The organism is Planococcus antarcticus DSM 14505 (assembly GCF_001687565.2).
Lineage (GTDB): Bacteria > Bacillota > Bacilli > Bacillales_A > Planococcaceae > Planococcus > Planococcus antarcticus.
This window is the reverse complement of record NZ_CP016534.2, coordinates 3428845-3450436: the sequence shown is the minus strand read 5'-3', so window position 1 is coordinate 3450436 and position 21592 is coordinate 3428845. Positions and strand designations below refer to the sequence as shown.

Annotated in this window: 16 protein-coding genes and 4 pseudogenes; 11 read left to right on the top strand and 9 right to left on the bottom strand. The window is 39.4% G+C overall.

Going from position 1 to position 21592, the window contains the following annotated elements; genetic code table 11:
• Positions 1–104 precede the first annotated feature (104 nt).
• The 3 genes from BBH88_RS16930 to BBH88_RS16920 are packed head-to-tail and all read left to right on the top strand — an operon-like array spanning position 105 to position 5222.
• Positions 105–986 (top strand): DUF4007 family protein, encoded by an 882-nt coding sequence (locus tag BBH88_RS16930; RefSeq protein WP_065536430.1) that lies wholly within the window; start codon positions 105–107, stop codon positions 984–986.
• Entirely contained in the window at positions 976–4407 is a 3432-nt protein-coding gene (locus tag BBH88_RS16925) for a hypothetical protein (RefSeq protein WP_065536431.1), read from the top strand. The genes BBH88_RS16930 and BBH88_RS16925 overlap by 11 nt, the downstream gene beginning before the upstream one ends.
• A gap of 14 nt (positions 4408–4421) precedes the next feature.
• Positions 4422–5222, top strand: a complete 801-nt coding sequence (locus BBH88_RS16920; protein WP_238323354.1) for a hypothetical protein — start codon at positions 4422–4424, stop codon at positions 5220–5222.
• A gap of 38 nt (positions 5223–5260) precedes the next feature.
• On the opposite strand, the gene BBH88_RS16915 is transcribed toward BBH88_RS16920, so the two are convergent.
• Positions 5261–5560 carry a forkhead box protein gene (locus tag BBH88_RS16915; RefSeq protein WP_065536432.1) on the bottom strand — a complete coding sequence of 100 codons (300 nt, stop codon included), beginning with the start codon at positions 5558–5560 and terminating at the stop codon, positions 5261–5263.
• 313 nt (positions 5561–5873) lie between these two features.
• On the opposite strand from BBH88_RS16915, the gene BBH88_RS16910 reads away from it, so the two are divergent.
• Positions 5874–6824: a ribose-phosphate diphosphokinase gene (locus BBH88_RS16910; protein WP_006831276.1), complete on the top strand. Its 951-nt coding sequence runs from the start codon at positions 5874–5876 to the stop codon at positions 6822–6824.
• A gap of 326 nt (positions 6825–7150) precedes the next feature.
• On the opposite strand, the gene BBH88_RS16905 is transcribed toward BBH88_RS16910, so the two are convergent.
• From BBH88_RS16905 to istA (BBH88_RS16885), 5 genes and pseudogenes are all read right to left on the bottom strand, one after another.
• Positions 7151–7864 carry an ATP-binding protein gene (locus tag BBH88_RS16905; RefSeq protein ID WP_065537345.1) on the bottom strand — a complete coding sequence of 238 codons (714 nt, stop codon included), beginning with the start codon at positions 7862–7864 and terminating at the stop codon, positions 7151–7153.
• Between the two features lie 37 nt (positions 7865–7901).
• The gene (gene istB / locus BBH88_RS16900) at positions 7902–8645 is read right to left on the bottom strand and encodes an IS21-like element helper ATPase IstB (RefSeq protein WP_065536433.1); all 744 of its coding nucleotides are present in this window, start codon (positions 8643–8645) and stop codon (positions 7902–7904) included.
• Positions 8642–10189: an IS21 family transposase gene (gene istA / locus BBH88_RS16895; RefSeq protein WP_065536434.1), complete on the bottom strand. Its 1548-nt coding sequence runs from the start codon at positions 10187–10189 to the stop codon at positions 8642–8644. Before istA (BBH88_RS16895) ends, istB begins: the two co-directional genes overlap by 4 nt.
• A 145-nt stretch (positions 10190–10334) precedes the next feature.
• Positions 10335–10493, bottom strand: a pseudogene (locus BBH88_RS16890) (ATP-binding protein); the annotation flags it as partial.
• Positions 10490–12022: an IS21 family transposase gene (gene istA / locus BBH88_RS16885; protein WP_006830733.1), complete on the bottom strand. Its 1533-nt coding sequence runs from the start codon at positions 12020–12022 to the stop codon at positions 10490–10492. The gene istA (BBH88_RS16885) and the pseudogene BBH88_RS16890, both read right to left, overlap by 4 nt.
• Before the next feature lie 410 nt (positions 12023–12432).
• On the opposite strand from istA (BBH88_RS16885), the pseudogene BBH88_RS18990 reads away from it, so the two are divergent.
• A pseudogene (locus tag BBH88_RS18990) lies at positions 12433–12576 on the top strand (DUF6366 family protein); the annotation flags it as partial.
• 41 nt (positions 12577–12617) lie between these two features.
• Positions 12618–13028 carry a DUF4181 domain-containing protein gene (locus tag BBH88_RS16880; protein WP_006831275.1) on the top strand — a complete coding sequence of 137 codons (411 nt, stop codon included), beginning with the start codon at positions 12618–12620 and terminating at the stop codon, positions 13026–13028.
• Between the two features lie 370 nt (positions 13029–13398).
• On the opposite strand, the gene BBH88_RS16875 is transcribed toward BBH88_RS16880, so the two are convergent.
• A complete protein-coding gene (locus BBH88_RS16875) occupies positions 13399–14583 on the bottom strand; it encodes a MalY/PatB family protein (RefSeq protein WP_065536436.1) in 1185 nt (394 codons plus the stop codon).
• A gap of 264 nt (positions 14584–14847) precedes the next feature.
• Between BBH88_RS16875 and BBH88_RS19715 the strand changes: the two are divergent.
• Together BBH88_RS19715 and BBH88_RS16870 are read left to right on the top strand one after the other, a co-directional pair.
• Positions 14848–15027: pseudogene (locus tag BBH88_RS19715) on the top strand (DUF6366 family protein); the annotation flags it as partial.
• Positions 15028–15039: 12 nt separating this feature from the next.
• Positions 15040–15450 (top strand): DUF4181 domain-containing protein, encoded by a 411-nt coding sequence (locus BBH88_RS16870; RefSeq protein ID WP_065536437.1) that lies wholly within the window; start codon positions 15040–15042, stop codon positions 15448–15450.
• Between the two features lie 49 nt (positions 15451–15499).
• Here the strand turns inward: BBH88_RS16870 and BBH88_RS16865 are convergent, their stop codons facing one another.
• Positions 15500–16909 (bottom strand): DHA2 family efflux MFS transporter permease subunit, encoded by a 1410-nt coding sequence (locus BBH88_RS16865; protein WP_006831271.1) that lies wholly within the window; start codon positions 16907–16909, stop codon positions 15500–15502.
• Between the two features lie 1011 nt (positions 16910–17920).
• On the opposite strand from BBH88_RS16865, the gene BBH88_RS16860 reads away from it, so the two are divergent.
• Positions 17921–18820, top strand: coding sequence for an ABC transporter ATP-binding protein (locus BBH88_RS16860; RefSeq protein ID WP_006831270.1), 900 nt, complete (start codon positions 17921–17923; stop codon positions 18818–18820).
• Entirely contained in the window at positions 18807–20018 is a 1212-nt protein-coding gene (locus BBH88_RS16855) for an ABC transporter permease (RefSeq protein ID WP_006831269.1), read from the top strand. Before BBH88_RS16860 ends, BBH88_RS16855 begins: the two co-directional genes overlap by 14 nt.
• 159 nt (positions 20019–20177) lie before the next feature.
• On the opposite strand, the pseudogene BBH88_RS16850 reads toward BBH88_RS16855, so the two are convergent.
• Positions 20178–20687 (bottom strand): annotated as a pseudogene (locus BBH88_RS16850) (MepB family protein).
• A gap of 324 nt (positions 20688–21011) precedes the next feature.
• On the opposite strand from BBH88_RS16850, the gene BBH88_RS19285 reads away from it, so the two are divergent.
• Positions 21012–21179 carry a hypothetical protein gene (locus BBH88_RS19285; RefSeq protein ID WP_154669178.1) on the top strand — a complete coding sequence of 56 codons (168 nt, stop codon included), beginning with the start codon at positions 21012–21014 and terminating at the stop codon, positions 21177–21179.
• The last annotated feature ends 413 nt before the right edge of the window (positions 21180–21592 follow it).

Here is a 21592-nt window from a genome sequence, read left to right as displayed (position 1 = left end):
AATTAATTTACAAACATACAGTAGCAAAGAAAAAGGACTTTTAGTCTTTTTTCTTTGTAGCAATTTTTACTGGAGGTCAACTCCACTGAAAGAAGGTAAGGTAAATGGGTTATAGTCAACATCAAAGTTTCTATTTGCGTGATAGATGGCTCAGTAAGGCTATTAAGAATATAGAGGTAAATAATTCCTTTTTCTTTGAAAAGGATACTTTCGAAAAGATGGGCTTAGGAAAGAATATGGTCCAATCGTTAAAATATTGGATAATAGCAACGAAGTTGTTTGAAGAAGTTCGAGACAATAATCAAAAATACCATCAAATTACTTCCTTAGGTAAGTTTATTAAGGAAAAAGATCGAGCTGTCAAATATTATAATACTGCTGGGTTGTTACATCATTCTTTAACTACAAATAGAGATATCAGTACTACTTGGTATTGGTTTTTCAATATATATACGGAAACTGTTTTCACTAGAGAAGAAATTTTGAGAGATCTTACTAAATGGGTGCAGAACCGTGAAAAGCGAGTTGTTTCTGAAAACTCTTTGAAGCGGGATATTGACTGCTTAATTAAGCTTTACACTAGCGGCGGAAGTGCTGCTGATCCGGAGGAAATTATATTAAGCCCATTATATAAGCTCAATTTATTAGAAGAAAGAAATGGAGTTATATATAAAAAAGAGGCAAAGATCGATAAAGGCAATATGCTACTCGTAGGATATACCTTGCTTAAATACATGCAAGGGAGAAATTTAAGGGCGATTAGCATCGATGACTTGGTACATAAAGAAGAGTTATTAGGAAAACTATTTAATATGAAGAGATCGACCATTGTGAGTTTAATCAGCGATTGGACAGAACACCTGGAATATCCAGCAGTGTTTACAAGAACTAATAATTTGGATACACTTCGTCTTCCTGAAATCTCACCAGAAGACTTTATTTATTACGAGCATGAACGAAAGGTAGAAAAAGTCTATGATTACTAGAAGTAAAAAAGTATTTACTACGAGTATAAATTTGAAGTTTGATATTGGAAACAAAGAATTTGTCCAACGCTACTTGCCCACACCCTCTCATGCAGATTTTTTAAAAGGCATTATCGGAGGGTTTTTGGGTGAAAGAAAAAAAAATGCTCATATTATGATAGGACCTTATGGCAGTGGGAAATCATTAGCAGCTACAATCGTAGCTGATATCTTCTCTGAGAGTATCAATGATCGAGACTTTAATAGATTAATAGATAAGTTTAAAGATGTTGATCAGGAAATCTTTGAAAAACTAAATGCTGCTAAGCAATCTAATGAGTCCTTTATTCCGGTTGTTCTTTCAGGAAATGAAGGACCTTTTAGTCAGACAATCATAAATTCTATTGTCAAGTCAGTAAAAAATGCGGGCTTCCATATAGATGTTCCCGGAGAAGTTGAAAGAATTTATAACGTTTTGGAGAGTTGGGAATCAGTATTCCCAAAAACTTTTAACTCATTTAAAAAGTCGCTGAAAGAGCATGGCTATACACTGATTCAGTGGAAAAAGGAAGTCAATAGTATTAATCAGGAAGAAATAAAATGGTTTATAAAAGAATACTCTAACTTAAGTGCAGGTGCTAATTTCCAGATAGATTATACTGCTGGTTTTATCGATAATATTGCTCATATTATTGCTCAATTGAAAGAACAAAACCTTAAGATTTTCATTGCATACGATGAATTTGGGCGCTTTTTACAATCATTAGAAACATCACAAATCTATAAAACAATGCAGGATTTGCAGGATTTAGCAGAAGTGGCTGATCGCAGTGAGAATACCCTTCAACTTTTGCTTATATCACATAAAAATATGTCTCAATATATGTTGGGGCATAATGAAGAATTTAAAGCAGAATTCCAAAGGATTGAAAAACGATTTAAAACCTATTTTGTAGAAAGTGATAAAGCTACTTTTTATAGAATTGCTCAAGAATACACAAAAAGTATGCAAAAAGAGTTAATGTTGCTCAATCTTGAATCAGCAGATTCCAAATGGATTTTAAAAAAATATAATTTATTTAGTGAATTGAATCATCAAGAAACTGAAAAATTGATTGTAGAAGGTTCATATCCGTTACATCCTCTAGCTTTGTTTTTGCTTCCAAGGCTATCCAATGTGTTTGGGCAAAATGAGCGTACACTATTCACTTTTCTTGAAAGTGAAGAAACAGGCGGGTTAACTAACTTTGTTACAAAGCAAAAAGAAGGAATGTATTATCCTCATATGCTTTTTGATTATTTTTTTCGAAATTCAATGAACGAATTTCTTGGAGATGAGAATTTCGATTCTTTAAAGACTTTCGCTAAAGTTACTAATAAAATGAAAATAACTAAACAAAATAAAGGTCAAATAGATTTGCTGAAAATAATTACCTTATGGGATTTATCGGGTGCTACTAACGTGTTGAAATTAAATGACGATTTACTAATGTTCGGCACTGGACAAATAGTAGAAGAGTTAAAAACAAATTTAAAAAAACTAGTTCAACAAAAAATGTTGCGATTTAATCGTATCTTAGGACGATGGGAATTAAATGAAGGTAGTTCTGTTTTAGTTGATGAGATGCTGAATGAAGAAAGAAAAGTAATTAAAATTAATAATGAAAACCGTTTAGATATGTTAAAGGGCCTTCTTGAAAGAAAATTTTATCTCGCAACGGATTACAACGACGAAAAAAATATTACTCGTTTTATGCAAGTTAACCTCTTAACCTCAGAACAATTGTTAGAAGATAGTTTTCTGAAGAAAATAGAGTTTGATGCAGACGGTTATATATATTATGTAATTCCGACAGATGAAGTTTCTTATTTGGAATCTCTTTCTAAAATTGCTTCTATTAAAAATAAAAGATTAATATTTTCAATTACTGATAAAAATTTTAAATCGATTCAAACTTCTTTGGATAAACTAATTGTTATGGAATCTATTTATTCGAATAAAAAATTGCTTTCTGAAAATAGTCGTCTAGAAGAGGAAATTAGCGTATTATTAGCAGAAATCCAATTTGAGATTAGCGGATTTTTAAAGGACTTTGAAAATTTTCAAGAGAATATAAAATGGTTCTATAAAGCTGTTCCCTTAAACGTAAATCATCAAGTTCAATTAGAGAATAGTTTGAGTGAAATAATGTATGAAATTTATCCAGATACTCCCGAAATTAGAAATGATTCTATAAATAGAAGAAATTTAAATGGTATGCAAACAAAAGCTATTCATACAGTACTAAATAATGTTATTAAAAATCCAAGTTTTGAGCGGCTAGGAATCGAAGGGCAAGGACCAGATTACTTGATTTATGCAACAGTATTTAAGAATAATAATCTTGATGTAAGTCATTTAAGTAGAATCACATATGGCCCTTATAATCAGCTCAGAAAATCAATTCTCAATTTTATTGTTAGTAATAAAGAGGGCTCTGTCCTTGAGCTGGAAAACATTTTCACTTCTTATCCTTTCGGCATTCGTAAGCCGCTGATTCCTTTATTATTTGCTGGTTTGTTAAGAGATGTTTGGGAGCAGCTTATGTTTTACAGAAACGGCATGTATGTTACAGCCATAGATGCCGAAAAATTATATGGAATGTTTAAAGAACCAACAGAATATCAATATGTTTTCAATGATTACTCACCAGAATTTCTAACATTTGTTAGAGATGTAGAAAAAATATTTCACTCCTATGAAAGCGAGTATGTGCGAGAACAAACAATTGTCATTATGGCCAGCAGCGGCCTATTAAATTGGCTGAGGCAATTGCCACGCCATACTCAAACTACTAATAAAATAAATGATGATTTATTAGAATTTAAAAATTTGGTTAGAAAAATTGAGGTTAATCCAATTACTAGTCTGGAAATGTTGAAAGATAAGTTTTCAGAAGCTCAAGCATTGGTGGAAATGAAAGCAGAATTAGAAAGACATTTCTCTCGATTTGAGAATGAATTGATCGATAAATTGTTGGAAACCTTCGGTGTTAATTCGTTAGAGGAACTAGAAAGGAAACGTAAAAATTTTTCTGCAAGCTTAGCAAAACGGAACCGTCTGCTCAAGTCGATTTGTGCTGAGAGTGAGAATTTTACTCGTGAATTTGCACTTAACTACACAGGTATAGAATTAGAAAATTGGTCAGACACAACATTTGATTTATTTGTCCGCCAGATGCAGAATGATTATAGAGATATGGAAATGTCTTCCGATGATAGTGATACAATACTATTAGGTTATGGTGATTCACAAAAATCCATAAAAAAAGTGGAATTATCTAATAAAGCAAATACAGTTTATGAGAACGTAAATCGTATAATAAACAACGCTGGAAGAAGCGTTCCTAGAGAAGAAATAGAATATCTTATCTTCAAGTTGCTTGAAGAATATATAGAGTAGTAGGAGGGTTTGAATTGGAAAGAAAAAAAGTACACGTTGCTATGTATAGTGGAGGCGCATCAAGTGCATATGTGGCCTATCAAATGGTACAGGCTCACGGAAAAGAAAATAGCATACTGTTCTTTACAAATACCCTGTGGGAAGATGAAGACAATTATCGCTTTATGTATGAAGTTTCAGATTATATAGGAGTAGAAATTACTGAGAGAGTAGATGGAAGGACGCCTGAAGAGGTATTCTATGATTATCGATTCCTTGGAAATTCTCGACTAGCTAAATGTTCAGAAGAGTTGAAAGTTCAACAAACAATTGTCTTTCTTGAAGAATTAAGAGATGTTCATAATCTTGAACCTATACTTTATTTTGGTATTGGTCCGCATGAAACACATCGTTCTGATAATTTAAGAGAATTTTATTCTCATCGTCCATTAGAGCCGGTTGAGACGAGATTCCCTATGATAGAAACTTTTAGAGAAGATATTGATGTAAAATCGATAATTGAAGAAGAGTGGGGAATTAAACTTCCGAGAATGTACGCTATGGGATTCTCGCATGCAAACTGTGGAGGGCGTTGTGTACGTGGAGGTTTCCAGCATTATGCACAACTATATAACGTATGGCCAGAGCGTTACGCGTTACAAGAAGAAATGGAAGAAAACTTCCGCAAAGACTTCGAAAAAAATGTGTCTATTCTTAAAAAAGATGGTGGACCCTATACTTTGCGTGAGTATCGTGAACGTATGGATCGAGAAGGCGTGGAAAAATTCTTGAAGATTCAGGATGAAACAGTTCCTTGTGTTTGTTCATTCTCGTAATTATATAAATAGTTGGATAAAAATTAAGGAGTTTGAGCTTAAGCAAACTCCTTATTTTTAAAATTATTGAATTTTCTAATACCCCAATAGCCTTTTCCTATACCTTCAATAGAATAAAAAAGATCATTTTGATCCCCAGTTATTCCTTTGAAAATTTTACAGTCACTAGAATTTAGATATAGATTTTTTCTAACCTGTGACTTCCAATCGGTGTAGGAGTTAAAGTCTATGTTATCTTGCTTTTGAATTCTTTTATAAATTTCTTCTAGAGATCCTTTTCCATCGAGTGAAATTAAAGCAACTACTATTTCCTCAAACCACTTATTAGAATTTCTCACTTTATCTCCTCTTTTCTCTTTTACACGGAAATACTTCTTCTGTAAGTAACTTTAACACTAATAAGTACATAGTAGAAAAAAGAGCAGATAAGCCTGCGATAGAATACTTATTTTAAGTGAGCAGCTAAAACATATAATGTACCTTCAAACTAAGTCTTTTTATAAAGGAAATCTCATTCAACCAATGGCTATTCCCCCAATAAAGAGTTATCATAAAACCAACTGCTGCAAGTCAAGTGCTAGTAGATTGACGTGCATAAGAGCTAGTTATCCATCAAATTTCATAAAAAAAATTATCGAAGGAGGCTATCAAGTGGCTTATCAATTAGGGGAAAACTTTAAGCTGTTTACATTGAATTCAAATCCAGAACTGGCCCAGGAAATTGCGGATGAGCTCGGTTGTCAGCTGGGGCAAAGCTCCATTAAACACTTTAGCGATGGGGAAATTCAAATTCACATTGAAGAAAGTGTTCGAGGTGCAGAAGTCTACCTGATCCAGTCGACGTCTCAACCCGGAAGTGAACATGTCATGGAACTATTAATCATGATTGATGCGTTAAAACGGGCATCTGCAGAAACCATCAATGTGGTCATTCCTTATTACGGCTATGCGCGTCAGGACCGGAAAGCGAGTTCGCGCGAACCCATTACAGCAAAACTGGTAGCCAATATGCTAGAAAAAGCAGGAGCTACTCACATTATCACAATGGATTTACATGCTCCTCAAATCCAAGGATTCTTTAATATGCCGGTAGATCAGTTGCTGGGTGGAAAGATTTTAGAGAAGCATTTCTTTGATAAAGGATTGGCAGATGCCATTGTTGTAGCGCCGGACAATGGAGGACTGGGAAGAGCTCGTAAGTTGGCAAGTCATTTGGACGCTCCGATTGGTTTTATCGATAAGCGCCGGATGCATCCGGGGGAGCCCGAAGTGGTGAATATTGTCGGAGACATTAAAGGCAAGAACGTCATCATCATTGTGGATATTATTGATACTGCAACTACGATTTCTTTAGCAGCTAATGTTCTGGTTGAAAATGGCGCGAAAGCTGTTTATGCTTGCTGCACGCATGCTGTTTTATCAGGCCAAGCAGTTCAAAGAATCGAAGAGTCGGCCATTACGGAACTGGTTGTTACCAATACAATTCGCTTGCCTGAGGAAAAAAAGATTCCAAAAATCACGGTTCTTTCGGTCGCTCCTCTGTTGGCTGAAGCCATCGAACACGTTCATAACGAAAAACCAGTCAGTCCTTTATTCGAATAAACTCTCGTGTTCTGTAGTAGACAGGGGACTTCTGCTATCAAGGAATGATTCGAAAAGTTCTACCTAATCCCACAAAAAAGCACCGCAGAAGATTTTTCTGCGGTGCTTTTTCTAGTTGTTTTGCGTTCATTTTCAATGGCTGTGAAATTTGTTCTTTTGTTTTTTGTGCAGTACATAAAAAAACGCGGCAATAGCTAAAGAAGCAACAAAGGCTCCGATTGTAATTTCACCAGGAAACAGAAACGACAAAATTAAAAAGGAAACGCTGTAACCGTCAAGTAGAAATCAACAGTTTTCCAAAAATAAGTTCCAACAGTTTTCACCAATTAAGATTCAACACCTTGATTGCTGAATAACGTTTTTCGATATCTCATCCGGATACTGTCTTGCGTCTCGTCGAATGTGAGAATCTCGCTTCTGTGAAGAAGGCGATCTAAAATGGCCGTCGTTAAGGTCGGATCCCCTAAGAATTTGCCCCATTCACCTGGGCCTTTATTCGAAGTCAAAATGAATGCCGCTTTGTCGTACATTTCATAAATGAATTGGAAAAACAGGTGAGCCTCTTGAGGCTCATAGGCCATGTACATCACATCATCGATGATGATCAAGTCAGATGCGGTAATGCGTTTATATCTGGTTTTGGATTTGCTGGTGTATTCTTTGGATTTTAGGACATAGATCAAGCGCTCCATCGATATAAACGACACCTGATACCCACGTTCGATGGCGTGGATACCTAAGGCAGTCGATAAATGGGTCTTACCGGCGCCTGTCGGCCCCATCATGATTAGCGTGAAGCAGTCATCAATCCAAGACAATTCCTTTAGCACATTCAGCTGCTTTTCTCCGATGGCTGTCTGTTCCTCCAAGCGGAAATGCTCAAATGTCAGTAATTCAGGGAACTCCGCCCATTTCATTAGCTTCTCGCTGGTTTTTCTTTCCCGGCTGAAGAAGGACAAGCTCGAGAACCACTCGTGCCATAAAATAGAACCAGCTCGGACAAAAACCAGAACCACTTCGGACATCTGAGAACCAGTCATAAGAATAAGAAGACCGCCCAAGGGCGGCTTCTTATTCTTATGACTGAATCCCGAGTCTTTCACGCATAGAAATCTTGCCATCAATGAAAATGGAATGCGAACTATGGATGACCCGATCAAGAATGGCATCGGCTAGCGTCGCTTCACCAATCTGTTCATACCAACCGCCAGGTTCAAACTGCGAACAGAAAATGGTGGAGGCATTCTGGTATCTCGATTCGACGATTTCCAATACATCTCGAGCTTCATGCTCGGTCAATGAAACAAGTAGCCACTCGTCTAAAATTAATAAATTTACCTTTCGGTAAGCTTTCATGATCTTTTGATACGTCCCATTTAATCGAGCCAGGGCCAGTTCATCCAGTAATTCCGGCAGGCGCATATATTTGGCCGTATAGCCGTTTCGGCAAGCACTGACGCCAAACGCGCATGCTAAATAGGATTTCCCGTTTCCGGATGCTCCTTTTAGGATGACGTTCTGTTTTTCACCGATGTAATTGCAGCTGGCTAAACGCAAGATAGTGGTGCGATCCAGCTTGCGGTCTTCGTAATAGTGGATGTCTTCAATGCAAGCGCCTGGCATACGAAAATTCGCTGTACGGATCAGCCGATCCAATTTGTTGTTCTTCCGGCGGATATACTCGCTGTCGATCAATAAATTGAAGCGATCTTCGAAAGATAGCTCCCGGTATTGAGGATCGTTCATTTGGTTGTAATAGGTGTCAGCTATAGCGTTCAGGCGCATTTCGTTTAGTTTGGTGATCGTAGATTCAATGGTCATTTATCTTTCCTCCCGTAGTAGTCTGCCCCTCTGACAAATCCATGCTCTTTTGAAAGGCTGACAGTTTTCTTTTGCGACTGAGTCGCCGTTTTGATGTCACGCTCGGTTTTGAGTATCGTTTTGATCGTATTGAGGCTCACTCTTGGAGAGAAGGCCAATGACTTCTCACAAGCCACCTCAAGTTCGTGTTCACTATATTGTGCAACGAGTTTAGAGAGCCCTAAGCACAGCTTGAGTGCCTGCTTTTCATTGGTTCCATTGGCTAGAATCGTGCGGACAGCTTTTTCCGTAGAGGGTCCGACGGACTCTCCCCATTCAATGAAATGCGCGGGTGTAAACGTTAGAAACTGCTGATGCTTGGCTGGCAGATGTTCGAAAAGCGTAGACGATTGGCCGTCTTTACCGAATAATCGCTTGTGAGAGGCAATTCGGAAGTTGTTGAAGAACACCTCCACCATTGTTCGGGTCACCCGAATTTCCACAACGTGTTTAATGTATTCATAAGGCACGGAATAATACATCTTGTCTTCTTCGATATGATAATCTGGTTGTAAAGTAGCTTTTTTCCATTGAGCCATTTCGTACCGGGAAGCAGGCAGTGGGAGAAGCGCAAACTTCTCCTCTTCCAAGAAGGCAGTGAGCCGGCTTCCTTTTTTCTTTTGAAACTCTTTTTTATTAAATTCCTCGAGCTTAAGCCGGACGGCTTCATTCAGTTCTTGCAGTGAAAAGAACACTTGATTCCTCAGGGAAGCGATAATCCAAGTGGTGATGGTACCAACGGTTCCTTCGACACTGGGCTTGTCCTTAGGTTTTCTGACGCGTGCCGGTATAATGACGGTCTGATAATGTTCCGCCAACTCTTGATATGTCCGATTGATCACCGGATCGATATAAGATGGTTTTTCAACTCCGGTCTTCAAATTGTCAGGTACAATCGTCTGTGTAATGCCTCCAAAGAATTCAAATGCATGGATATGTCCGGTAATCCAATGAAGCGAATTCATTGAATAGAACCCTTCGACATACGAGTAGCCACTACAGGACAAAGTAGCCGCAAAAAGAGAGACCTCGTGAACTTCACCGGCTGTTTGATCTCGGACGCTCATAGTAGAACCTGCCCAATCAACTTCAAGGGTTTCGGCTGGCTTTCGTTTGATGCGCATAGTCGCTTTGGTTGACGTGACGAACTTGGTGTATTCCCGGCAGAATTGACGGTAGCTGTAAGGAATCTGATTTCCGTTTCGGCAGATAATCACATACTCATGCCACAGGAGCGAGAGCGTCACACCCGTTTTCGCCATTTCTTTATGGACGTAGTCCATATCAGGCAAGTATCTTTCATCTTTCACATGCTTCTCGGGAAAAAGAAGCTTTTGAAGTTCTCTGTCTCCGAGATCCTCTGGCAAGGGCCAGGAAATCCCTTTCTTTTCTGCCTGTTCCAGCACTTCAGTGATCGTATTCCTTGAACACTTACAACTGGCTGCGATTCCACGTTTGGATACCTCCTGAGCATCCAGCCGTAGAATCTCTCGATATTTGATCATAAAAAACCTCCTACACAATCAATTTACGGAATATTCCGCAAACTAATTATATAGGAGTGGTTCTCTCATGTCTTAAGTGGTTCTATTTTTTGTCCGAAGTGGTTCTAAAATATGGCACAGGTGGTTCTATTAAGTGGCTGTATGCACGGCAACGCATTTCATAGCTAAGCACTTCATGGATAAACTCATGATAAGTCCATCCTTTTGATTCGGCTTCACGAAGGAAATTCGGCAATTCTTTGGCCGTCTCTGCCAATCGCAAGGTTCGGCACTTTTCTTGTAGCCCCTCGTAGGGATGACTCATCGCTGCTCACCTCCTTGAAGGACGGAGAGGTAAATGTCCGCTGTCCGTTCGGGAGCCACGAGGTCTTTGTATTTCTCATTGATCGTGCCCACTTTTGACAGGTTCTTTTGTTGCTGAATCTCTAACGAGCTGGCGATGTCCCGTAAATCATTCGCACTCGACAATTTGAGACGTTTCAACTCATGCAGTGCTTCATCGACAAAGTCTGGGTAGTTTGCGATAACGGATTGCACAACCTTCAACTGATCGATTAAATGACGCGGGTATCTTTCGGTCAATTGCTCAATTAACCAGTCGGCCATTTTGGTATCCGTCAACTGTTCTTGAATCTGTTCGATCAATAAATCTCGCTTGATCGTATTCCGTTCTCGGTGGGATTCTTCGGAAATGAGTTCTCCTTTGCCGGTCGCCAGTGGGTGCTTCGCTAAAACCTCTCCGTGTTGCTGAAGGCGGATGTACAAGTAGGCGCCATCGCTTTGAACATAGACAATGTTCGGTGCCCCTTTTCGGTAGGTACCGCGCGGTACACTGTAACGGTTGGCGTCAAAGCGAATGACATTGTCAGGGCCAACATCTCTTGTTATACTCGAAGTGAAAACTTTTTCAAAAATGTAAGTACCAGAGACCTTTTGCAGGTGTTCCTTTTCCAGGGCGTGCACCTCAAAGGGTCTTTTTTTAATATTGTGATGGACTTTGTAATTGCCGGTCCGTTTAAGCCACTTCATGCAGGCATCCTGCCAATCGATTAAATTGGCAAACGTGCGGTTTTTAACGAAATTGTATTTTACATATTTGATGACTTGTTCGATTTTCCCTTTGGACTGCGGATCCGATTTCCGGCAAAGGTAGACTTTGAATTTTCGCGTCTGCTGGTACTTGGTAAATTCGGCCGTCATAATCAAATCTCCGGAATTCTCACTGACCATTAATAGCCGGTCTTGGTCGTAAACGATTTCTCGGGACATGCCCCCAAAATGGCGAAAGGCATTCTCATGCATATGTATCAGATCGCTTGCCCGGAAGGGCCGGTCCAAGAACTCCACATACTTAAACCTCGAATGCGCCAGCACAAAACCGATAAAATACAGACGTTTGAAAGTACCATCGGTTGTCAGTACCTTTTTCTGCCCAAAATCCACTTGAATCTGTTGTCCCATGGGAAGCTCCGGAACGGCACTGAATGTTCGTTCTTCTGCTTGCTTGGGAATGTGATAAATCTCCCGCAGCTCATTCACGTAATTCCTCACGGTATTTTCAGCGATAGCACTTACGCCCAACCGCTCTTCCAACCAATCAAAAATCTGTGCCCCTGTCAGATCCGGATGTTCCTTCAGCCAGCCGACAATCTCCTCATGATACGGATCCAATTTCTTGCTTCTGTTTTGAAGCGACAGAACGAATTCACAAAAATCATCGGGCGTCATATTTCCGTAATCAATCACCCGGTTTCTGGATATCTTCAGCTTCTTGGCGATTGCGCTATTTGAAAAGCCCGTGTCGCGCAGTTGATGAATCTCATTGTAAATCATAAACTTTTCCACTCCTCATTCCTCACTTTCAATAGACTCTCTCAAGTATATTAAAAGTGCATTGGTATTGGTAAACTGTTGTGCCTTATTTGGTGAAATCTGTTTACCTTTATTTGCGGAAAACTGTTTAGTCTAGTTTAGCGTTTACAAACGCCGACAATCACCATTACGATCGACAACAGCAGGTTTACATGCATAGATTTTCCCTCCGTCCTATTCAAAATTTCGTATCTTATTCAAATGCCCTTTTTAAAAAACAATAAAGAGCAAAATCGAAAATATATGTCATAATAGCATTATGAATTAATTGAATTATTAGTAAATTGAGGAGTGGATAGCCAGGTGGATACAAAGAAGAATCCAAAAGAAAAAAGAGAAGATTTGAGGCAAAGCGAGCTGAAAAAAATCCCGGAGGATCTCTGCGTGATGGGTTTGATCGTGGCAGTGGCGGCAATTTGACGGACGTATCGGGCGACATGGGCTGGAAAGGGATGGCCTTATTAATTCTAGTATTATTTCTGGGCTACGTCATCTATCAATTCTTTTTTAGTTGAAGGAGGAAGTTTGATTATCAATCACTCAATGAGGCACTTGCATGGTGTGGCTAAAAATCGGATTGTCTTTTGTGATTTTGTTTGTATGGATGTCGTTAGTGAAATTTTCCTTGAAAAAAATATTTAAAATCGAGAAAGAAAAACAAGGCTGGGTTTCCTATAACCATATCAACAAACTGCACCAGAAAGTCGACTGGACTGTAAGAATTACGGCGATGCTTGCACTTATCACCATCATATACTTGCTGATGTTCATAGAATACCCATTAAATTTTTTCTGGGGGGCGTGGATTTTGCTGACGGTTATAGACTATTCCGTAAGAGGCTTTTTTGAATGGAAATACTCGGACAATCCGAAGCAATCTATCCTGACGATGGGAGAGATGGTTATTTTGGTAATCGGAATAGTGGTAATTCTTCAGTTTGATATGCTCAACTTGGTATATTATTAATACGACTATTCTCCAAAAGGAATCCAGATGCCATGTGCCAGTTCCTTTGGGATTAATGAAGTGTTTGATTTGATTACGGAGCGTAAGGGCAAGAATAAACTTTCTCAAACAGTCTGCCAGAAGCATAGTGCCGCCATCCTTTTATCATGTGCCGCATAAGTGGTTATCTAAAATACTATTATACTCGTTCTGCTGGTGGTTGCTGAAGAAGCTGAAAAAAAGAAGAAAAACCAGTCAGCGATAAAAAGGCAGTTAAGATTTCTGCATACGCACCCCGAAAAAAAAGAAGAAAAAACAAAGCCTTCAGCAATTCCTCCAATGGAATACCTGAGGCTTTATTTATTGGATTGACAGTCTTTTGAACATGAAATTAAGTATCGTCATTGTTGGTTAACGCGAAAGCAATCCGGTCAATGCCTTCGGACAACGTAGCTCTCGGACATGCTGCATTTAATCGCAAATACCCCAGACCTGCGGATCCATACTTGCTTCCGGGCTCTAATGCGACTTTTCCGGTAAACAATAGTTGTTCCATGACTTCATCTTCTGTTAAGCCCAGTTCACTGTAATCGATCCACAACAAATAAGTCGATTGTGGCTCCATGACGCGCAAGCCTGGGACTTTTTTCTGCAATTCTCTAATGGCAAAATCGATATTGTCAGAAATAATCGTCAGCATTTCCTCAAGCCACAGCTCGCTGTCATTGTATGCAGCGGTTAAAGCAGCAGGCGCAAAAGCATTGAGCATGCCAGAGCCGTGAGCGAGGGCGTGTTTTTCTAACTTGGCGCGTTTTTCTTTATCAGTTGCCACAATCATCGCCACTTGGATACCGGCTAGATTAAATGTTTTTGTCGGAGCCATACACGTAAACACTCTGTCGCTTTCAGTACCTGCGATTTTTGCCAGCGGCGTATGACGACTTTCACCCATCATTAAATCACCGTGTATTTCATCTGAAATAATAAGGACATCATGCTTGCTGCACAACCGAATAATTTCGGTTAACTCTTCTGGTGTCCACACGCGGCCACCCGGATTGTGCGGGTTGCAAAGAATGAAGAGAGCAGCATTTTGCAATTTTTCTTCAAAGTCTTCGAAGTCAATCGTGTATTGTCCATCTTGCACAATTAGTGGTGAGTATAGAACTTCTCGGTCTTGATGTTCAGCCAGTTGGAAAAAAGAAGGGTAGACGGGAGGTGTCACCACTATTTTATCGTTCTTTTCGGTGAAGGTTTCAATGATAGATGCAATTGCCGGGATAATGCCTTGATGAAAAAGAAGCCAATCCCTTTCGATTTGCCAATCGTTTCGTTTTGCTTGCCAATTGATCACGGCAGTCCGGCAGTCTTCACACATAAAAGAATAGCCGAAAATTGAATGCTCGACGCGGTCATGCAACGCTTTTAGGACAGGGGGCGGTGCAGGGAAATCCATATCTGCAATCCACATCGGCAAAATGTCTGAGCTGTCTTCTAGATTGTATATCGTTTTCATGGAATCCCATTTAACAGAACGGGTATTTTTTCGATCGTATATGTGCTGAAAAGAATTCATGTTGGTATCCCCTTATCAAGTTGATTTTAGAAAATCCATTAGCTCTAATGATAGAGCAACGGAGAGAATTGCCAAAGCAACTAATGAGAGCATAGCCCGTTCCTGTCAATCTTTCAAGCCGGTCTTCAATTGCTTTTTGTTGAATACTGTAGAGGGTCTATCCAATATATGTCATAATAGGGACAAGATGATTGAGCGTTTCGGAAATGAAGAATAGGAGCATGCCCTATAGACGCAAAGAAAACGACATAAGAAAAAAGACAGCAATGGAGACAAAATGAGCAAAAGAACAATCAGACAGGAAATCTACGCGATGGAATCGATCGAGGAGAAGGAAATGGCAATGTAATAGACATAGCAGGAGATATGGGTTGGAAAGGCATGGCTTTATTAATTTTGGTATTGTGTGTGGGCTACGTCATTTACCAGTTCTTTTTTAGTTAGAGGGGGATTCAGATGCTTTGGTTGAAATTCGGTTTGTTTTTAGTGGCTTTATTTGGTGCGATTTGGTTAGTGAAATGGGTTTTAAGAAAAATATTCAACATTGAGAAAGAGACAACCAACTGGTTTTCGAATAACCATGTCAATCATCTGCATAAAAAAATGGACTGGGGAATCAGAATTGCGACGATGATTGCAATGTTCGTGGTGCTGTATTTGTTTTTTTACAAAGAGTATCCATTCGCTCTTTATTTAATCATCTGGGTTGCATTCATGTTTATCGATTCCTCGGTAAAAGCGTTTTTCCAATGGAAATACACCGATAACCCCAAACAGTGGATTCTGACGATGAGTGAAATTACGATTTTGGTCATTGCCGCACTTGTTGCAACAATTCAATTAGATTTGATTAATCTTCGACTCTAACTGCAAAAAAATACACCGATCCTTTAATTAGGATGGGTGTATTTTTACGTTATTTGGTAGCGGCCCGAGTGTTTTTGATAAACAAGGAACCAACCAATCCAATAGCTGCAGCGACCAATACTGCGTAAAACGCATAATGGGTACCGAACGCCAGAAACTCTGGAGGAATACCTGCGCCAAACTCTGCAATGTAATTTTGTTGACCGGCTGTGAATAAAGTGATCGCAATTGCCGTACCGGCAGCTCCTGCCAGTTGAGTGAGGGTATTCATGGCGGCTGATCCATCCGCGTATAACTCTGGTGGCAGCTGATTCATCGCGTGGGTTTGCGCGGGCATAATCGTCATAGAGATACCCAGGAACAAAATACAAAGAGCAGCAATGACTTGCCATACCGGAGTTGTCGCTGACAAAATCAATAGGAAGACGATAGCCGCAACCGTCACGAGTGCAAAGCCGGCACGTGTGAAGATGCGGGCACCCACACGGTCAAAATTGGATCCGACGATCGGAGCCATGATGATGTTAATCAAGTTAGCTGGCAGCATCAATAGGCCTGCGGCAATCGACGTGTAAGCCAGTACACTCTTCAAGTAAATAGGAATCAGGATCGCCACTGAAAGAATGACGAACAAAGTGATGAACATCAACAATGTGCCCAGCGCGAACATAGGGTATTTGAAAACGCGAAGGTTGACCATCGGCTGGGGCATCTTCAGCTGACGACTGATGAACAGCAGCAAGGCGATCATGCCTGCCAGTAGCGGAGCCCAGACAGTTGGCTCTGTAAATGACGTTTCTGCCAATGTCGCCAATGAAAAGATAATGCCTCCAAAAGAAACTGTCGATAGGACGAGCGATGCGACATCAATTTTTGGCTTGGAAATATCGGAAACGTTTTCGGTCTTTAAGGCACCTATCAATAACAGGATATTCAACACGATCATCACCCAAAAAATATAATGCCAGCTGCTGGCATTGATGATCAATCCGCTTAAGGTAGGCCCTAAAGCTGGGCCTGCCGTGATGACCAAACCAACAATGCCCATCACCGATCCGCGCTTTTGGATCGGGAAGATCAGCAGAATGACACTGAACATTAAAGGTAGGAATATGCCTGTTCCGATCGCTTGAACTAAGCGGCCGATCAGCAAAACAGAGAAACTAGGTGCCAATGCGGCAAGCAACGCACCCAGCGAAGAAATGAGCAATGCTGAAACGATTAACTGGCGTGTTGTGAACCAGCGAACTAAGTAGGCAGACAACGGCACCAAAATGGCTAACACCAATAAATAGCCAGTCGTAAGCCACTGGGCAGTACCCGCACTAATGGAGAAGTCTTCCATAATATTGGTCAACGCCATATTCAATGCAGTTTCACCAAATAAGCCAATAAAAGACCCGATCATTAAGATAGCAGCCATCGTTTTTGGTTTTTTAACGTGTGCATGAGAGTTCATAAGGCAACTTCTTTCTATCTGTAGTTTTAACGTGCAAATTTCCTCGAAACACCGATACTTTCAATAACACCAACGAATCTATTTGCAACTATAGCAAAAATTCGTTAGAAAACTCAATGTAATTCGGAGGGCGAGAAGGGTTCTCTGCCACAGGTTAGCCATATTTTCTTTTTCAACTAGCCATCAAAATGGATATGGAAGTGTGTTAGATCGATTAGTCATAATGAAAACGCCCGTACTAAATATTCGGGGATCTACTGCTGCTTGGAGATTTCTGAACTAGCCTGTTGCAGCAAGGGCTAAAGCCCTTTTGGAACATGTGCTACTACTTCTTGAAAAACCTCAATAGTCTTTTGGAAAAAATAGCAAAATAAAACCAAAATGATTAATTTGAAAAATAGAACTTTATTGAACCCACCACACATTATCCTAAAAGAATGCGGCAGTACCTTATCAGTTCTCAAACGGAAAAGCACAATCGACTTAGAAACTGTCGATTGTGCTTTTGCGATTTAGTGGCTTAAGAGAAGCTGTCTTTTTAAAGAACTAGCAATACCTGTGTGACAACAGCAAAGACTGGGGCAACTCAAGCAAAGGGCTGATCATTAAGGTTAAAGCAATCTGTGGTTAACCTGGAAATGCGGTCATTGCAAGCGCCAATGCGATAGAGGCAGGGCGCAAATATTGTAGGATTCAAATTGGCTTTGTTTGCATATAAGAATCCAGTTGGTTCAAACAATAGAGGAATGGCCCCACTAATTCGCGGTTCAAAAAGTGGCAATCGACGAATCCACCGTTACGATTTAGTTCTTTTAAAGGAGAGTGTTATCGAATGGAAGAATCACTTAGGAAAGATTAAATAGGAGAGCCTGTTATTTTTTGTTAGATCGGTTTTCAATTGTAAAATCCACTAATTCAATGGAAATTATTCTATGTTAAGATATAATCTAGGACTTAGAAAAGCAAATCGTTAAAAAATTCTGCACAGATTTATTCTAAGGAGGGGTCAAAATGGATTTAGTCATAAAAGAGTTAAACAAATCATTTAATAACAAACATGTATTAAAAGGGATCAACTTAACGATTAACTCAGGACAGATTTTTGGGTATTTGGGGAGAAATGGCGCTGGAAAAACAACGTCCATGCGAATTTTGATGGACGTGTTTGAAGGAGATAGTGGATCGATTCTGATGGACGGCAAAGAATTTAAACCGACTGACCATAGAATTGGCTACTTGCCTGAAGAACGCGGAATGTATTCGAAGTTTAAAGTGAAAGATCAATTGGTTTATTTTGCTGAACTCCGAGGTGCTAGCAAAAAAGAAGCTCAGCATTCCATGAAAAAATGGGCCGAAGAATTTGGTATTGCTATTTATTTAGACCAAAAGCTTGAGACGCTATCAAAAGGAAATCAGCAAAAAGTTCAAATTGCACAAGCTTTTATTTGTGAGCCGGATATTTTGATTTTGGATGAACCGTTTTCGGGGCTAGATCCTGTCAATTCGAAAATCTTTCAAGATTCTTTATTGAATTACATAAGAGAAGATCGAATCATTATCTTTTCTTCCCACCAAATGGGGTATATCGAGTCGTTTTGCGACGATATTGCCATTATCAATGACGGGAAGATTGTATTAGATGGAGATTTGAATGACATTAGAAAACAAATGGGCGAAGGAAAGCTTCGTTTAAGAGTTGCTGATCAGCGAAACTTAGATTTTTTAGCAGCATATGATTATACAATCGAAAAAGAAGACATTATTTTAACGCTTCATCCAAATGAAACGAAACGGTCATTTATTGAAGGGGTATTCAGCCAAGGGATCGAGCTGACGATGTTTATGGATTACTTACCGAGTCTTCAAGAAATATTCATTGAGAAAACAGGTGATCAAAATGAAAAAGCTTAAAACCGTTTTTAATTTCGAATTGCGTGGAATGATTCAAAAGAAAAGCTTGCTCGTGACAACAGCCATCATGTGCGTGATTGTGCTGCTAATTACCACGATCCCCACTTTTATGATTTGGTTTGAAGGGGAAGAAACAGAAGAAAATCCAAGTAAAGCAGCCGAGGAATTTACGTTAGTATACGAAAATGATGAGCTCAAAGAAGCCATCAGTCCCATGTTAGGTGAAGAAACCTACTCGACGGAAGAGGAACTAAAAGATGCAGTTCAAAGGGAGGAAGTGACTTCTGGATTTGTCGTTGAGGACTATGACCGCTATACCTATATCTCCTACGACAGCAAAACGGATTCAACTGAACAACTGATTTTCGAGTCGCAGTTGGAACAACTCAATGAGAATCGATTGTTTGACGAAAAAGGGATGGATAGTCAAGAAGTCCGCGAAATTTTGAATCAACCCATCGAACAAGAAACCGTCTATCTAGGGAAAGATGCCGGATCTGGAACAGCTATTGCCTTTGGTGTCATGATTACGATGTATTTGCTCATCCTCTTGTATGGAGCGAACGTTGCGACATCGGTAGCAAGAGAAAAAGACTCACGTACGATGGAACTACTTATCACATCCAGTAACCCGCGAACATTTATACTCGGAAAAGTAGGAGCAGTAGGACTGACAGGTATTTTACAAGTCGCATCGTTGATTGTATTTGGTGTCATTGGATTTATGCTCAATAAAGAAAATTACCCTGACGTTCTTCTGGATATGGTGCAAGGGTCCATGACGATAGATGTACTACTGATTTATATCTTATTTTCAGTACTAGGCTATATCTTATACTTGTTTATCTATGCGGCTTTAGGAAGTTTGGTTTCAAAAGTGGAAGATGTAAACTCTGCAGTTACGCCGATTACGTTCTTGTTTGTCTTGGCTTATCTAGCTGCAACATTTGCAATGATCGTGCCGGATAACCCCGTTGTAAAAGTCACATCGTTTATACCGTTTATCTCGCTATTTACGATGCCGATTCGGTACATGCTGACAAGTGTACCGATGACATCTCTGTTAGTTTCCAGTGCGATCATGGTGTTAACAGTAGTGCTATTTGCCGCGTTATCCATTCACATTTATAAATTCGGCTCCTTAAATTATGGAAACCGTCTCAAATTAAAAGACGTAATCAGATCGTTTAAAAAATAGTTCAAGGGCCTTGTGCGAGCAAGGTTCTTTTTTATGGAGATCTAAACCTGTGCATAAGAAAGAACTGCGCGTAAAGGTTTTTCTGTTTAACTAGTAAATTCGACTTCATTTAATCAGTAGAATCTGTCTTCACAGCAATCATGTCCAGGTTACAGAAAATTATAGAGAATATAGTTCTATGATTTTTTCTTTGGATAATTTAGTTGGGTTGCTCATATCAACAAAATAAGGCAACTGCCATTCCTATGTTTTCATCGCTTGTTTGCTAGTAGTACTATCCCAGCCTGGGTAAACTCGTATGGCCATTTTTCCCTTTGTGGAACTGGACTTAAGAATATTCTGTTTGAAAAGAATTTCTTTTGGGAAAATAAATTGTCCAAATTCAGTATCATTTTTACATACAGTTACAACTAATAAATCAGGTGCTTCCTCATACGAATAAGGCTGATTTTTATTGTTTTCATCTTTTTCCCAAAATACAACAAACTGTCCGGTTTTCGTCGGTGTTGTATTCGCTACTCTGAATCGAACTGTTCTAAAAGATAGTTGGAATGTACCAGCACCATACGTTGAATTTTGCTTTTCTTCTTGAATCGACGTCAACATCAATTCATGGGGTTCATAAATCATTTTACTTACATAGCTTAATGCTGTATAAAAATCCTTCATTATTCTACTCCTAAAATTCATAGTTATATGCTCAATAGTAACGCCCGCTTATAAGAATACCACCGGGTTATGAAAATAGAGGAATGCCGATACTTTCCGTATGATCGCCCACAAGCTTTCGTTCGATTTCACTTGCCCCATACAAATTCACACTAAGAAACCCGCCTTCACCTCAACCCTAAAATAAAGGGAAAAGCACAAATGAAAAAAGAGTAGCTAAAGCCACTCTTTTCTGAAATGTTTGCTTAACAATATCCCTTAATTACAAAAATAGAAACTTAACGATTCTTTTGCCATTTGTAAAAAGATATAGAAAAAGTGCTAATGAACAACACTAAAAAAGAAGCTCCTAAAATTAATGGGATAAATGTGAAAGCATCAATACTGCCACTCGAAGTTGTCCAACTTGAAGCACCAGCGGGTCTTGAGAGCATGATTGCCATCCCTTCTCCGTTAGCTCCAAATATTAAAAACAAAATACCCAAGCACTAAAAAGCAGTAGGAATTCCAAACAACTTAGTCATTTTATTTTTCATTTTATTCTCTCCCCGTATTTTAAAAAGTGGCCCGTTTGTTAAAGATCAATCTTTCTTAATCACGCAGTTAGCTAGCACAATATGCCAGTAAGCCATGACATCAACAGCCTCATTTGCGACTTCTTCTGATCTTTCGTCAATGCGAATTAACGCCCCATTTTTCGATCTCAACCTCACTCATTGGTATATATGCTCAATAGTAATGTCTGTATATAAGAATCCCACTTGGTAAAAAACAGAGGAATAGTGAAAATGGTATCTTGCTGTAACCGTCAAACTAAAAGGAGGTGTCACAACACCTCCTAAAGCATACACAGAAGGCCAATTGATCGACCCGATGAAAAATTTTAGTGAATCAACAGATGATGA